Annotated in this window: 10 protein-coding genes; 5 read left to right on the top strand and 5 right to left on the bottom strand. The window is 73.9% G+C overall.

The window, feature by feature from the left end; genetic code table 11:
- Positions 1 to 88: 88 nt before the first annotated feature.
- Positions 89 to 2,698, top strand: coding sequence for an ATP-binding protein (locus ABZ883_RS24320; protein WP_360909385.1), 2,610 nt, complete (start codon positions 89 to 91; stop codon positions 2,696 to 2,698).
- Positions 2,695 to 3,378: a response regulator transcription factor gene (locus ABZ883_RS24315; RefSeq protein WP_360909383.1), complete on the top strand. Its 684-nt coding sequence runs from the start codon at positions 2,695 to 2,697 to the stop codon at positions 3,376 to 3,378. The genes ABZ883_RS24320 and ABZ883_RS24315 overlap by 4 nt, the downstream gene beginning before the upstream one ends.
- 67 nt (positions 3,379 to 3,445) lie before the next feature.
- On the opposite strand, the gene ABZ883_RS24310 is transcribed toward ABZ883_RS24315, so the two are convergent.
- Positions 3,446 to 4,162: a GNAT family N-acetyltransferase gene (locus ABZ883_RS24310; protein ID WP_360909381.1), complete on the bottom strand. Its 717-nt coding sequence runs from the start codon at positions 4,160 to 4,162 to the stop codon at positions 3,446 to 3,448.
- Positions 4,163 to 4,449: 287 nt separating this feature from the next.
- Positions 4,450 to 5,259: an SDR family NAD(P)-dependent oxidoreductase gene (locus ABZ883_RS24305; RefSeq protein ID WP_360909379.1), complete on the bottom strand. Its 810-nt coding sequence runs from the start codon at positions 5,257 to 5,259 to the stop codon at positions 4,450 to 4,452.
- A 414-nt stretch (positions 5,260 to 5,673) separates the two neighbouring features.
- Here ABZ883_RS24305 and kdpB point away from each other — a divergent pair, with 414 nt between their 5' ends.
- The gene (kdpB, locus tag ABZ883_RS24300; RefSeq protein WP_360909377.1) at positions 5,674 to 7,830 is read left to right on the top strand and encodes a potassium-transporting ATPase subunit KdpB; all 2,157 of its coding nucleotides are present in this window, start codon (positions 5,674 to 5,676) and stop codon (positions 7,828 to 7,830) included.
- 16 nt (positions 7,831 to 7,846) lie between these two features.
- Here the strand turns inward: kdpB and ABZ883_RS24295 are convergent, their stop codons facing one another.
- Positions 7,847 to 8,359 (bottom strand): hypothetical protein, encoded by a 513-nt coding sequence (locus ABZ883_RS24295; RefSeq protein WP_360909375.1) that lies wholly within the window; start codon positions 8,357 to 8,359, stop codon positions 7,847 to 7,849.
- A 99-nt stretch (positions 8,360 to 8,458) separates the two neighbouring features.
- Positions 8,459 to 10,396, bottom strand: a complete 1,938-nt coding sequence (locus tag ABZ883_RS24290) for an amino acid transporter (RefSeq protein WP_360909373.1) — start codon at positions 10,394 to 10,396, stop codon at positions 8,459 to 8,461.
- A gap of 486 nt (positions 10,397 to 10,882) precedes the next feature.
- On the opposite strand from ABZ883_RS24290, the gene ABZ883_RS24285 reads away from it, so the two are divergent.
- On the top strand, positions 10,883 to 12,454 hold the full coding sequence (locus ABZ883_RS24285; RefSeq protein WP_360909371.1) for a Na+/H+ antiporter: 1,572 nt from the start codon (positions 10,883 to 10,885) through the stop codon (positions 12,452 to 12,454).
- Here the strand turns inward: ABZ883_RS24285 and ABZ883_RS24280 are convergent.
- Positions 12,444 to 12,986 (bottom strand): universal stress protein, encoded by a 543-nt coding sequence (locus ABZ883_RS24280; RefSeq protein WP_360909369.1) that lies wholly within the window; start codon positions 12,984 to 12,986, stop codon positions 12,444 to 12,446. The genes ABZ883_RS24285 and ABZ883_RS24280 overlap by 11 nt on opposite strands.
- Before the next feature lie 248 nt (positions 12,987 to 13,234).
- Between ABZ883_RS24280 and ABZ883_RS24275 the strand changes: the two genes are divergently transcribed.
- Entirely contained in the window at positions 13,235 to 13,642 is a 408-nt protein-coding gene (locus ABZ883_RS24275) for an SAV_915 family protein (protein ID WP_360909367.1), read from the top strand.
- Positions 13,643 to 13,646: the final 4 nt, after the last annotated feature.

Genomic DNA, 13,646 nt, shown 5'->3' with positions numbered 1-13,646 from the left:
CGGCCGTATCGCACGGACCACGCCGCCCGGCGTCGCAGGCATCCTGCGGCGCCGGGCGGCGTGACATCCCCGCAAGGAAGGACTCCCGGTGACGCAGCCAGTCGTCACAGCCGCGGCCGGCGCCCGCCAAGGGCGGCCCGGCAAACTGAAGGTCTTCCTCGGAGCGGCACCCGGAGTGGGCAAGACCTACCGGATGCTGGACGAGGGCCGCCGGCGGGCCGCCCGCGGCACGGACGTCGTCGTGGGCTACGTCGAGTGCCACAAACGGCCGCACACCGAGGCGAAGCTCGACGGTCTCGAGATCGTCCCGCGCGCCGAACGGCACTACCGCGGGGCCGAGTTCACCGAGATGGACCTCGACGCCGTCCTCGCGCGCGCCCCCCAGGTCGCCCTGGTCGACGAGATGGCCCACACCAACATCCCCGGCGGCGCGCACGCCAAGCGGTGGCAGGACATCGAGGTGCTGCTCGACGCGGGGATCGACGTCCTCACCGCCGTCAACATCCAGCACCTGGAATCGCTCAACGACGTCGTCGAGAAGATCACCGGCGTCCCCCAGCGCGAGACCCTGCCCGACGAGGTCGTCCGCCGCGCCGACGAGATCGAGCTCGTGGACATGCCCGCCGAGGCGCTGCGCCGCCGGATGGCCCACGGCAACGTCTACGCCCCGGAGAAGGTCGACGCCGCCCTGTCGAACTACTTCCGGGTCGGCAACCTCACCGCGCTGCGCGAGCTGGCCCTGCTGTGGGTCGCGGGACGGGTCGACGAGACCCTCCAGAAGTACCGCACCGAGCACGGCATCGGACGGGTCTGGGAGACCCGCGAACGCGTCGTGGTGGCGCTCACCGGCGGGCCCGAGGGCGAGACGCTGATCCGCCGGGCGGCGCGTATCGCCGAGCGCTCCCACGGCGGCGGCGCCTCCGGCGCGGGCGGCACCCGCGACCTGCTCGCCGTCCACATCGCCCGCAGCGACGGCCTCGCGGACGCCTCGCCGGCCGCCCTGTCCCGGCAGCGCGCCCTCGTGGAGACCCTCGGCGGCAGCTTCCACTCCGTCGTCGGCGACCATGTCCCCACCGCGCTGCTGGAGTTCGCCCGGGCCGAGAACGCCACCCAGTTGGTCGTCGGGGTGAGCCGGCGCGGCCGGCTGGCGCGCTTCGCCACCGGGCGCGGGGTCGGCGAGACCATCGTGGAACGCTCCGGCGACATCGACGTCCACATGGTCAGCCACGAACGCGCCGGGCGCGGCCGACTGCTGCCCGCCCCCAGCAGCGACCTGCCCTTCGTGCGCAAGGTCGCCGGGCCGGTGGCGGGTTTCGTGCTGCCGGCGCTGCTGACCGTCCTGCTCGCGAACACCCGCGGGCACCTCAACCTCACCAGCGAGGCCCTGCTCTTCCTGCTCACCGTCGTCGGTGTCGCGTGCATCGGCGGGGTGGCCTCCGCACTGCTGGCGTCGGTCACCGCGTCGCTGCTGCTCAACTACTTCTTCATCCCGCCCATCGGCCGGTTCACCATCGGCGAGACCAACAACGTGCTCGCCCTGGCCGTCTTCGCGGTCGTCGCCGTCACCGTCGCCACGATCGTGGACCGCTCCCTGCGGCTGTCCCGGCGCGCCGCCGGCGCGACGGCGGAGGCCGAGACGCTCTCCTCGCTCGCCGGCAACATCCTCCGCGGCGACCAGGCCGTGGAGGTGCTGCTGCAACGGACGCGGGAGGCCTTCGGGCTGGAGTCCGCGGAACTCGTCCACAGGACCTCCGACCACCGCGGTGCGGTCGTCACGGAACGGGACGGCGAGGCGGGCGACACCGTCGCGGTCGCCGTCGGGCCGCAGGACACCCTCGTCCTGCGCGGGCGCCGCCTGGCCGCCTCCGAGCGGCGGGTCCTCGTCGCCTTCGCGGGCCACGTGGCCTCCGCGCTGGAACGGGCCCGGCTGGCCGAGGCCGCCGCCGAGGTCGAACCCGTCAAGGCGGCGGACCGCATGCGGACGGCGCTGCTGGCCGCGGTCGGCCACGACCTGCGCACCCCCCTGGCCGGTGCCTGGGCGGCGATCAGCTCGCTGCGCAGCCGCGAGGTGGAGTTCTCGGCCGAGGACCGCGAGGAACTGCTGACGACGGCCGAGGAGTCGCTGGCCCGGCTCAGCCGCCTCGTGGACAACCTGCTGGACATGAGCCGGCTCCAGGCGGGCGCGCTCCGGCTGACGCTGCGGCCGACCGCGCTCGCCGAGGTGGTGCCGCTGGCCCTGGACAGCCTCACCGACGCCACCGCGCCGGTGGTGACCCAGGGGCTGGACGAGGCGCCGCTCGCGCTGGCCGATCCGCCGCTGGTGGAGCGCGTCGTGGCCAACCTGGTGACCAACGCCCAGCGGCACGCCCCGGCGGGCACCAAGGTCCTGATCGGCGCGAGCGCGCTCGGCGGGCGCGTGGAACTGCGCGTCGCCGACCGCGGGCCCGGACTCACCCCCGCCGACCGGGAACGGGTCTTCGCGCCGTTCCAGCGGCTCGGCGACACCGACAACACCACGGGACTCGGACTGGGGCTCGCGCTCTCGCGCGGACTGACCGAGGCCATGGGCGGCACCCTCACCCCCGAGGACACGCCCGGCGGCGGACTGACCATGGTGCTCTCCCTGCCGGTGGCGGACGCGGCCGAGGCCGCCGCGTCCCCCGAACCCGCCCCCGGGGACGAGGAGGCCCTGACATGAGGCGCGTTCTGGTCGTCGACGACGAGTGGGGCTTCCGCAAGGCCCTCGACATCGACCTCACCGCCCGCCATTACACCGTGACCACGGCGCCGGACGGGGCGACCGCGCTGACCCTGGTGTCGATCAGCCCGCCGGACGCGATCGTCCTCGACCTCGGACTGCCGGACATGGCGGGCATCGACGTCATCCTCGGCGTCCGGGCGTGGAGCCCGCTGCCGATCATCGTGGTGTCCGGGCGGTCCGACCCGGCCGACAAGGTCCCGGCGCTGGACGCCGGCGCCGACGACTACCTGACGAAGCCGTTCTCCATGGACGAACTCGCCGCCCGGCTGCGGGCGGTGTTCCGCCGCCCCGCCGCCGTGGAGGAGCCGCAGACGGTCGACGTCGGCGGATACCGCCTGGACCTGGCCGCCTTCACCGTCGGCCCCCGCCGGGGCCGCGGCGAGGCACCGCACCTGACCCCCACCGAGTGGCGGCTGCTCATGCCGCTGCTGCGCAACCCGGGACGACTGGTGACGGGCCGTCAGCTGCTGCGCGAGGTCTGGGGACCGGGCAACGAGAAGCGCACCAACTACCTGCGCGTCTACCTCGCCACCCTCCGGCACAAGCTGGAGCCGGACCCCTCCCACCCCCGTCACCTGATCACCGTGCCCGGCCTCGGCTACCGCTTCGAGCCCTGAGCCCGCGCCGGCGGTCTCACCCCGCCCGGCCGACGTGCCGGGCGGGGCGGCCCACCGCGAAGTGGACCTACTCCCCGAACAGCCGGAAGCCCGCCGCCCACGCCAGCAGCCTGCTCGGCCGGTTGTCGCGCGAGCAGGTCCAGCTGGGAACGCGCCCGCGGGCGACCACATCCGCGCTCAGGCCCGCGACACAGGCGAGCGCCAGACCCTCGCGGCGGTGGCCCGGCAGTGTCAGCACGGCGATGTCCTCGTACGCGGCGCCGAGGAAGTACGTGCAGGCGAGCGAGACCGGACGGCCGCCGCGGAAGGCGCCCCAGCAGTGACTGGAGCCGGCGAGCGCGGCAGGCCCGCCCCAACTCGCCGCGATCCAGGCGGCGTCCGGGCCCAGTGCGGCCAGCGCCGGGCCGTCGGCCGCCGTGAGCCGGCGCACCACCACGTCATCGGGAAGGCGGCGGCGCGGCACCGGGCGCGACCGCAGCCAGATCATGCGCTCCCAGGGCACGACACGGTCGAACGCCGCCCCGAGGAGCGGCAGGAACCCCGGCCGGGCCAGGACGTAGCTGTCACCCAGCGGGGCCAGGGCCCGCGGATCGGCGTGGCGCGGGTTGCCGTCCAGCAGGACGTGGCCGGCACAGGCCACGGCGACCACACGGGGCGCGACGGCCCGGTCCGCCCACCACCGGCCGTGCCCGGTGGCGCGCACATGCTCCGCGAGGCCGACAGGCCCGGGAACGTCCGCCGGGAACCAGCCCCCGGGGACCGGGAGTCCTGTGTACTCGATCATCCTCGCCTCTCTTCGGTGTGCCGGCCCAGGGCGCTCCGGCGTTCGGGTATCGCCGGCCGGGCTGGGCGCCTGGCGAGCCGCGGGCCGCGGCGCGTCGCTCCACGACCTGCCGGGTGCCTCATGCCGACGGCGGTGCGGACCACCGGATCGTCCGGGGGTCCGCACCGCCGCTGTGGGGTTCAGCCCTGGTTGGCCTTCTTGCCGTGGTTGGCTCCCTTCTTGCGACGGGCCCTCTTCTTGCGGGCGCGCTTGGACACCGGTTTCCTCCTTGTGGTGGTGACGGGCTTTCAGGCAGTGACGAGCAGGTCGGCGGCCTTGCACAGGCGGCGCGCGGTGCGATCCCCATGGCCGGCGGTGGACGGGCCGTCGGCGTCGTAGTGGGCACCGGGGACCAGCGGGGTCCGCGGGTCGCAGAGCCGCACCACGCGGGCGGCGCCCTCGGCCGGCGGCTCGCCCTCGTGTGCGTACAGCGGCAGCAGGGCGGTCGAGCAGATGCCCGGGTCGACGCTGACCACGGTGCAGCCCGCGGGCGCCGCCGCGCCGGCGAACACGGTCAGGGCCAGCTGGGACTGCGCGTACGCGGCGTAACGGGAGTAGCGGCGGGCGCGGTTGAGGTCGTTCCAGGCGAGGGAGGCCGACCGGTACGTGGTGGACGAGACGTTGACGACGCGGCTGCCGGGGCGCGCCGTCAGCGGGCCGCGCAGCTCCCGGGTGAGCAGGTACGCGGCCAGGAAGTTGACCTGGAAGGAGACCTCGTTGCCGTCCTCGGTGACCGTGTGCTCCTCGGGGGCCGCGACCGCCGCGTTGTTGACCAGGACGTCCAGGACGGGATGGGCGGCCGACACTTCGGCCGCCAGCGCCCTGACCTGTGTCAGCCGGCGGAAGTCCGCGACGGCCAGGCGCAGTCGGGCCCGGTCGGCGCCGGCCGCCACCAGGCGCTCCACGGCGTGGTGGGCGGACTCGGTGTCGGGGCCGTGGACGATGACCGTGCGCCCCCGTTCGGCGAGCAGGCGGGCGGTCTCCCACCCGATGCCGGAGGTCGCCCCCGTGACCAGGGCGGTCCTCGGGGGGACGGCGGAAAGGGCGGATACGGACATGGGTGATCCCTCCGGGGGAACGACGCGTCGGCGCGCGCCCTGGCCACGGGTGGTGGGGGCGCGCGCCGTACGCGAAGGAATGCGGCCGTCAGGCATGGCCGCGGGACACCGGCTCGTCAGGGAGCCGGCAGGAGAACAGCGCGCGGAACCGGCGGCACCCGATGGGGTGGCCGGTCGTCATGGCGCCGACCGCTGTTCACCCCTTCATCCCACCGCCCGCCGCCGTGGCAGGCAAGATCCGCCGCCCGTTCCTGACACCGTCCTGACGGCGCGGCCTGAGGCGCCGTCAAGGCGCCGTCATAAAGCCGAGCCGCGGGCGCAAAGGTCCTGTCAGGGACGTCCGCCGGGCCCCGCGGTCGCGATCTGCTGGCGTGCGTACCCCCCAACTCCCGCACCTTCGGAAGGCCCTCGTCCATGCAGCCGCCGGCCCCCGCCCACGCCCCCGGGACAGACCGCACCGCCCCTCAGCCGCCGCGCCCCGGCAGGAGGTCCGGCAGACGCCGCAAGGTGGCGGCGGGACTGCTCGACCCCCGTCAGCTGTGGACGGCCTTCCCGGAGGCGGTGCGCAAGCTCCACCCGCGCGGCATGGTCCGCAAACCGGTGCTCTTCGTCGTCGAGGCCGGCGCGGCGCTCACGACCCTGTCGGCACTGCTGCACCCGAGCGTCTTCGCCTGGGTGATCACCGGCTGGCTGTGGCTGACGGTCGTCTTCGCCAACCTCGCCGAGGCCGTGGCGGAGGGCCGCGGCAAGGCCCAGGCCGAGAGCCTGCGCCGGGCCCGGACCGGCACCGTGGCCCGCCGGCTGCGCGGCTGGCGGCCGTACGGGCGGGAGTACACCGAGGAGGCGGTCCCGGCCGGCGAGCTGCGGCGGTTCGACGTGGTGGCCGTGGAGGCCGGGCAGGTCATCCCGGGCGACGGGGAGGTCGTGGAGGGCATCGCGGCCGTCGACGAGTCGGCGATCACGGGGGAGTCGGCCCCGGTGGTCCGCGAGGCGGGCGGCGACCGCTCCGGGGTGACCGGCGGGACGAAGGTGCTGTCGGACCGGATCGTCGTCCGCATCACCTCGCGCCCCGGCCGGACCTTCCTGGACCGGATGATCGCCCTGGTCGAGGGCGCCTCCCGGCAGAAGACGCCCAACGAGATCGCCCTGAACATCCTGCTGGCGTCGCTGACCGTCGTCTTCGTCCTCGTTGTTGTCACCCTGGAGCCGATGGCCGCCTACGCCGGCGCCGCCCAGGACACGGTCGTGCTGGTGGCCTTGCTGGTCACGCTGATCCCCACCACCATCGGGGCGTTGCTGTCGGCGATCGGCATCGCGGGCATGGACCGGCTCGTGCAGCGCAATGTGCTGGCGATGTCCGGGCGCGCCGTCGAGGCGGCGGGCGACGTGTCGACCCTGCTGCTGGACAAGACCGGCACCATCACCTTCGGCAACCGCCGTGCCACCGCCTTCGTCCCGCTGCCCGGGGTGGACGACCTGCAACTGGCGCAGGCCGCCCAGGCGTCCAGCCTCGCCGACGAGACCCCGGAGGGCCGCTCGGTCGTCGTCCTGGCCAAGGAGCGCTACGGGCTGCGCGCCCCCGCCCCGGGCGAGTTGGGGCAGACCCGCTTTGTGCCGTTCTCCGCCCGCAGCCGGATGAGCGGGGTCGACCTGCGCTGGGAGGACGGCGCCGGAGTCGCCGTGCGCAAGGGCGCCGCGGCGACCGTGGCCGCCTGGGTCACCGCCCGCGGCGGGCGGGTGCCCGCGGAGGTGGACCCGATCGTGGACCGCATCGGCGCCTCGGGCGGCACCCCGCTCCTGGTCGCCCTCGACGACGGGAACCAGGCCCAGGTCCTCGGGGTGATCCACCTCAAGGACGTGGTGAAGAACGGCATCCGCGAACGCTTCGCCGAACTGCGGCGGATGGGCATCCGCACGGTGATGGTCACCGGTGACAACCCGCTGACCGCCCGCGCGATCGCGGACGAGGCGGGGGTCGACGACTTCCTCGCCGAGGCCACCCCCGAGGACAAACTCGCCCTGATCAAGCGCGAGCAGGCCGCCGGCAACCTGGTCGCGATGACCGGTGACGGCACCAACGACGCGCCGGCGCTGGCGCAGGCGGACGTCGGCGTGGCGATGAACACCGGTACCTCGGCCGCCAAGGAGGCCGGGAACATGGTCGACCTCGACTCCAACCCGACCAAGCTGATCGAGATCGTGGAGGTCGGCAAGCAGCTGCTGATCACCCGCGGCGCGCTGACGACGTTCTCCATCGTCAACGACGTGGCGAAGTACTTCGCGATCATCCCCGCGATGTTCGCCGGCGCCTACCCGGGGCTCGGGGAGCTGAACATCATGCGCCTGCACAGCCCCACGTCGGCGATCACCTCGGCGATCGTCTTCAACGCCCTCATCATCGTCGCGCTCATCCCGCTGGCCCTGCGCGGAGTCCGCTACACGCCGTCGTCCGCGGCAGAACTGCTGCGGCGCAACCTGCTGGTGTACGGACTGGGCGGGCTCGTGCTGCCGTTCCTCGGCATCAAGCTGATCGACATGGCCGTCGTGCAGTTCGTGCCGGGCCTCGGCTGAGCCCGCGAGCGGTCCCTCAGACCAGCCCCGACACCCGGAACACCGCCCGGACCGCGGGCCCGTCGACGTCGTCGCCGAGGTGCGCCAGCACCTGTGAACCGTGGCGCAGCACGCCGCGGTCGCGGGAGCGGTGGGCGCCGGCCTCCAGCAGGTGCCACAGCAGGGGGTCGGCGGCCAGCGTCCGCGGATCGACCTCCACACAGCGGCCGGAGGCGTCGTACAGCAGCAGGTGCGCCGCGGGCCCCTGGTGCTGCCGCACCGCGACCAGGGCATCGGTGCGGACCGTGCGGGTGCGCAGAGAGCGGCGCACCGAGAGCCAGCCGTCGCCCGCCGTCACGCGCGGCGGCACCAGCACCGCCAGCACCAGGAACGCCAAGAACGACCAGAGCCCTGCGCGCGCCGCGCCGAGGGTGCCCGCGGCCGCGTCGAGGGCCAGGGCGAGCGCGAGGAAGCCGAGCGCGCAGAGTGCCGCGAACCGGGCGTGCCCGGCCCAGCGGCGGTCGGTGTGGCCGGAGGTGGTCCGCGTCATGCCGCCGACCGTAGGAGCGGCACCTTCCGCGAGGACGGCGGCTGACGCGCCCCTGACGGCGCGCCGCGCGATCCTGGCGCGGCCTTGACGGCCGGCGGCTCAGCCGACGTGCACGCGGGGGCGGCGGGCCCGGTCCGGTTCCGCCTCGCGCAGCACCTCACGGGTGACCGGGGCCACCTCGCCCTGCCCGAAGAGGAAGAAGCGCAGGAAGTTCGCGAAGGGCGTGCCCTCGGTCCACTCGAAGTAGATGTGCGGGCGCTGCCCGCTGGCGTCCCGCACGTGCAGGAGCAGGGCGGCCAGCGCGTTGGGGATGGACGAGGACTCCAGCGTGAGCACCCGGTAGCGGCCGTGCAGGACGTCGCCGCGGACGGTGAGGCCGGACTCGAACTCCGACGGGTCGGAGACGGTGACCTCGACGAAGACGAAGTCGTCCTCCGCCGGGATGTCGTTGTCGGCGCGGATCTGCTGGATCTTGTCGCGGTACTCCGCCATGTCCCGGCGGTCCGGCTCGTTGGCGATGAAGCGGATCCTTCGGTGCGACATGTCGCGGACGAAGCGCTGGGCCATGTCGTCCAGCGTCACGCTGGTGACGCGGAGTTCGAAGGCGCGGGCCAGCCTCGACAGCAGGGAGATGAGGATGATGCCGGCGATGAAGCAGGCACCGATCTTCACACCGTCCGGGCGTTCGATGACGTTGACGACGGTGGTGTAGAGGAAGATGGCCGAGATCACGGCGAAGCCGATGGTCCAGCCGCGCTGGTGGGCCTTGCGGGCCGCGATGGTCACCGCGATCGCCGCGGAACTGATCAGCACCAGCACACCGGTCGCGTACGCGCCGCCCTGGGCGTCGACGTCCGCGTCGAAGATCCAGGTGACCAGGAACGCCACCAGCGTGAAGACCAGCACCATCGGCCGCACGGCGCGCGCCCAGTGCGGGGCCATGCCGTAGCGGGGCAGGTAGCGCGGCATGAGGTTGAGCAGGCCCGCCATGGCGGAGGCGCCGGCGAACCACAGGATGCAGATGGTGGAGACGTCGTAGACGGTGCCGAAGGCGTTGCCCAGGTACTCGTGCGCCAGGTACGCCAGGGCGCGGCCGTTGGCCTGCCCGCCGGACTCGAACTCCTTGGCGGGGATGAGGAGCGTGGTGATGAAGCTGGTGGCGATGAGGAAGCAGCTCATGACGACCGCGGCCGTGGTCAGCAGCTTCTTCGTCCCGCGGATCCGCCCGGCGGGCTTCTCCTCGGTGTCGCTGTCGTCGCCCTGCACGTGGGGCATGACCGCCACGCCGGTCTCGAAGCCGGACAGGCCGAGCGCCAGCTTCGGGAAGACCAGCAGGGCCACGCCGACCATCGCCAGCACGTTGCCGTGCTCCGCGGTCAGGGCGCTGGACCAGTCGGTGACGACGTGCGACGCGGTCGCCACGTGCCACAGCCCGACGACGACCACCACCACGTTCAGCGCGAGGTAGAGGCCGACCAGGGCCACGGCGACGCCGATCGCCTCCAGGAAGCCCTTGAGGAACACCGCGCCGAGCAGCGCCACCAGGAACAGCGTGATGATCATCTCGTGGCCGTGCAGCACGCTCGTCAGGTGCGGGTTCTCCACCAGGTGGGTGGAGGCGTCCGCCGCCGACAGCGTGATGGTGATCAGGAAGTCCGTGGCCGCGAAGCCCAGCAGCGTCAGCACGAAGAGCTTGCCCTGCCAGAACGACAGCAGACGCTCCAGCATCGCGATCGAGCCCTCGCCGCGCGGGCTCTCCTCCGCCACCCGCCGGTACACCGGCAGCGCGCCCGCGAGCGTCACGACCACCAGGACGATGGTGGCGACGGGCGACAGCAGACCGGCGGCCAGGGCGGCGATGCCCGGCTGGTAGCCCAGGGTGGAGAAGTAGTCCACACCCGTCAGGCACATGACCCGCCACCACCGCTGCCCGCGGTGGGCGCTCTCGGGTACCGGCTGCCCGCCCTGCTGGTGGCGGGCCATGTCGGACAGGCCCTCCAGCATCCACGCGCGCAGCCGACTCGGATGAGCGGACATGGCCACGTTGCACTCCCGTCGACAACAGTCAAGAATCCGCCGTCGGCGGACGGCCACGTCAGCGTACGCAGCCGGGCCGGGGCCGTCGGCGCACGCCACGGTGGCACGGGGGCGGAGGGGCGCCGCCGTGGCCGCTCCCGCGCCGCGCGGCCGGGGCGTGCCGTGGGCGGCGCCGCGCGCGCCGGGGCGGCCCGCGCGGTGATCAATTCCGCAGGTCGGGACGGGAGTCGGGGCCGGCGGGGGAGCACGTCGCGGCGAGCCGGTGACGGGCCGCGGAACAGTAGGGTCCCGCCCGTCGGCGCGGGTCCGCCGTTGACGGGCTCCATACGGCTGACGGGCAATCCTGACGCGTTCTTAACGCCCTGCCTCCCCCCGGGTCCCGGACCGTTGCCGGAACCGGGTAGATTCTCCCGTGGAGTGCCGGGAAGTCTGGTCGGCGAAGACATGCACAGCAGCCGTACCATCTCTTTCCCTGGGGACCCTCACATGACCGTCCTGACCGCCGTCCTCCTGCTCGTGGCCCTGGCGACCACCGTGGCGACCGGCGCCAGGCACTGGCGGGTCCCGGCCCCCTCCCTCCTCGTCGTGGCCGGGCTGCTGGTCGGCCTGCTGCCGTGGGTGCCCGCGGTGCACGTCGCGCCCGAGGTGATCAGCGTCGTCGTGCTGCCCCCGCTGCTGTACGCCTCCGCCGAGGAGATCTCCTGGCGGGAACTGCGCCGCGTGTGGCGCCCGGTCACGGTCCTGGCCTTCGGACTCGTGGTCACCTCGGCCGCGGCCGTGGCCGCCGTCGCGGCGGCCGTGACCCCGCTCGGCGGGCCGATGGCGCTGGTGCTCGGCGCCGTACTGGCCAGCACCGACCCCGTCGCCGTGACGGCCCTCGGGCGCCGGCTGTCCCTGCCGCACCGGGTGAAAGTGCTGGTCCAGTCCGAGAGCCTGTTCAACGACGCCACGAGCCTGGTGCTGTTCAAGGTCGCCATCGGCGCCGCCGTCGCCTCCGGTTCGCTGCTGACGCCCGGGGCCGCGGGCCGCTTCCTCGAACTGGGCGGTGGCGGCGCGCTGGTCGGGGCGGCCGTCGCGGGACTCGTCACGCTCATCCGACGGCGTACCGAGGACCCGGTGCTGGAGACCGTCGTCTCCCTGGTCACGCCGTACGGCGTCTACGTGCTCGCCGAGGACCTGCATACGTCCGGGGTCACCGCGGTCGTCCTGGCGGGCGTGGTGCTGGGCAGCACCGGGCACCGGATCACGAACGCGCCGATACGGCTGCAGATCCACGCCGTCTACGCCACCGTCGTCTTCCTCCTGGAGAACGTGGTCTTCGCGCTCATCGGCCTCCAACTGCCCACGCTCGTGCGCGAGCTCGATCCGTCGGAGCGCGGCCTGCCGCTGGTCGTGGGCGTGGTCGCGGTGGCCGCCACGGTCGTCCTCCTGCGGCTCGTCTGGGTCTTCCCGCTGTCGGCCGTCATGCAGCACCGCCGCAAGGACGGCCCCGTCTCCTGGCGGGTGCCGCTGGTGACCTCGTGGGCCGGCACCCGCGGGGTCATGCCGCTGGCCGCCGCCCTGTCGGTGCCCCTGGTGACGGCCGGCGGCGCGCCGCTGCCGCACCGCTCGCTCGTGCTCACCCTGACGACGGGCGTGGTGGTCCTGACTGTCGTCGTCCAGGGCTTCACCCTCGCCGCGGTCGTCCGCCGTTCGGGCATCGCCCTCGAACCGGAGCACACCGCCCGCGAGGAGGCCAGGACCCGCGACGCCCTGTCCCGCGCCGGCCTGCGCTACCTCGACCAGCTGCACGACCTCGAAGCCGCGCCGGCGTCCGTCGTGGTCCAGTTGCGCCGCCATCTGGAGGCCGGACTCGACGAGGGCGACGAGAGCCCCGGGGCGGGCCGCGCCGCCGCCTTCGCCGAGGCCGTGGCCGCCCACCGCGACCTGCGCCGGGCGCTGATCGGCGTGCAGACCGGGGAACTGCGGCGGCTGTACGAGGCCGGTGAGGTCAGCGACGCCACCTGGCGCGCCGTCCAGCGGTCCCTGGACCTGGAGGAGGCCGGACTCAGGGCATAAAAGAGTCGTGCGGTCCGCGTCCGAGGCCGAGGCGGGCGCGCGAACCGCGGCGCTCGGCCTCGGCGAGTTCCGACATCAGGGGCGGCGGCGGTACGACGAGCACGGGGCAGCGGGCGTGGTCCAGGCAGTGCCGGGCCACCGACGGCGACAGCAGGCGGCGCAGCAGGCCGTGCGAGCCCGTGCCCACCACCAGCAGGTCGGACTCCTGGTCGGCCACCCTGACCAGGGTGGGGCCGGGCATGCCCAGCGCGATGACCGGGCGCAGCTGCGGTTCCAGTGGGATGCTGCCGCCGAAGGCGGTGTCCAGGGCGGCGAACAACTGCCGCCGCGCGAGGGAGTGCCAGCGGTCGAGCAGGGGCGGCGACGGCGGCCGGCCGGAGCCGAGGTCGACACCCACGGTCTCCCAGGCGATCACCACCGTCAGCGCCGCCGACCGGCGGCGTGCCTCCTCGACGGCCCTGTGGAGAGCCGCAAGGCTGCCCAGGGATCCGCTGACACCGACCACGACACGGTCTTCGCGGGACTCACGCATGACTCCATGCAAACGCCGTGCCGCGGGCGGGCAACGGTCCTTGTCGCGATCCTGACGCCGCCGCCCCCGGGCCTGACGGAGCCCTGACCCGTCCGCGACCGCGGCGTCAACAAATCGGCGCGCGCCGTCAACGTCCCGTCAGGGAGGGCCGCCGCCCCCCGGCCCCAGGGCTTAGCGTCCTGCTGCGCCCCGGCCCGACGTGCCCGGACCGGGGCGTCGCCCACCCTCTTGGCCCTCGTGGAGGAACCATGACCGAGCCCGCGTCCGAGGACGACCCCGAACCTTGTGAACGCATCCCGGCCGGAGCCGGCGGAACGCTCTGCGTCCCCGTCCGGCCGGGACCCGCCGGCTGCGTCGCGCGCATGTTCCGCACGCCGTTGGGCGACCGCACCGCGGTCGCCTTCACCACGCCGGAACGCCTCACCGCGACGCTCGGCGCGGAACAGGCATGGATCAGCCTGTCGGAGCCCGCGCTGCGCTCGCTGGCCCGGCCGCTCGGTGTCACCGCGCTCACCGTGGACCCCCAGTTCGCCGCCCCCGCCGTCAAGGACGACCCCGACGCCTCGCCCGACCGGTTCGGCTCCCAGCTGATGGGCGTCCTGCGGGTGACCGGTGCGATCGCCCTGGTCGACGCCCTGTGCCTGTGGATCGGCTGACGAG

It is taken from the genome of Streptomyces sp. NPDC046977 (genome assembly GCF_040644455.1).
Classification (GTDB): Bacteria; Actinomycetota; Actinomycetes; order Streptomycetales; family Streptomycetaceae; genus Actinacidiphila.
Note: the sequence above shows the minus strand (reverse complement) of the source record. Positions and strands in the feature narration are given on the sequence as shown.

Coding starts and splice junctions, on each gene's coding strand:
- ABZ883_RS24285 (WP_360909371.1), top strand. CDS start 10,883: ATGACCGTCCTGACCGCCGTCCTCCTGCTCGTGGCCCTGGCGACCACC.
- ABZ883_RS24275 (WP_360909367.1), top strand. CDS start 13,235: ATGACCGAGCCCGCGTCCGAGGACGACCCCGAACCTTGTGAACGCATC.
- ABZ883_RS24290 (WP_360909373.1), bottom strand. CDS start 10,396: ATGTCCGCTCATCCGAGTCGGCTGCGCGCGTGGATGCTGGAGGGCCTG.
- ABZ883_RS24280 (WP_360909369.1), bottom strand. CDS start 12,986: ATGCGTGAGTCCCGCGAAGACCGTGTCGTGGTCGGTGTCAGCGGATCC.
- kdpB (WP_360909377.1), top strand. CDS start 5,674: ATGCAGCCGCCGGCCCCCGCCCACGCCCCCGGGACAGACCGCACCGCC.
- ABZ883_RS24295 (WP_360909375.1), bottom strand. CDS start 8,359: ATGACGCGGACCACCTCCGGCCACACCGACCGCCGCTGGGCCGGGCAC.
- ABZ883_RS24305 (WP_360909379.1), bottom strand. CDS start 5,259: ATGTCCGTATCCGCCCTTTCCGCCGTCCCCCCGAGGACCGCCCTGGTC.
- ABZ883_RS24315 (WP_360909383.1), top strand. CDS start 2,695: ATGAGGCGCGTTCTGGTCGTCGACGACGAGTGGGGCTTCCGCAAGGCC.
- ABZ883_RS24310 (WP_360909381.1), bottom strand. CDS start 4,162: ATGATCGAGTACACAGGACTCCCGGTCCCCGGGGGCTGGTTCCCGGCG.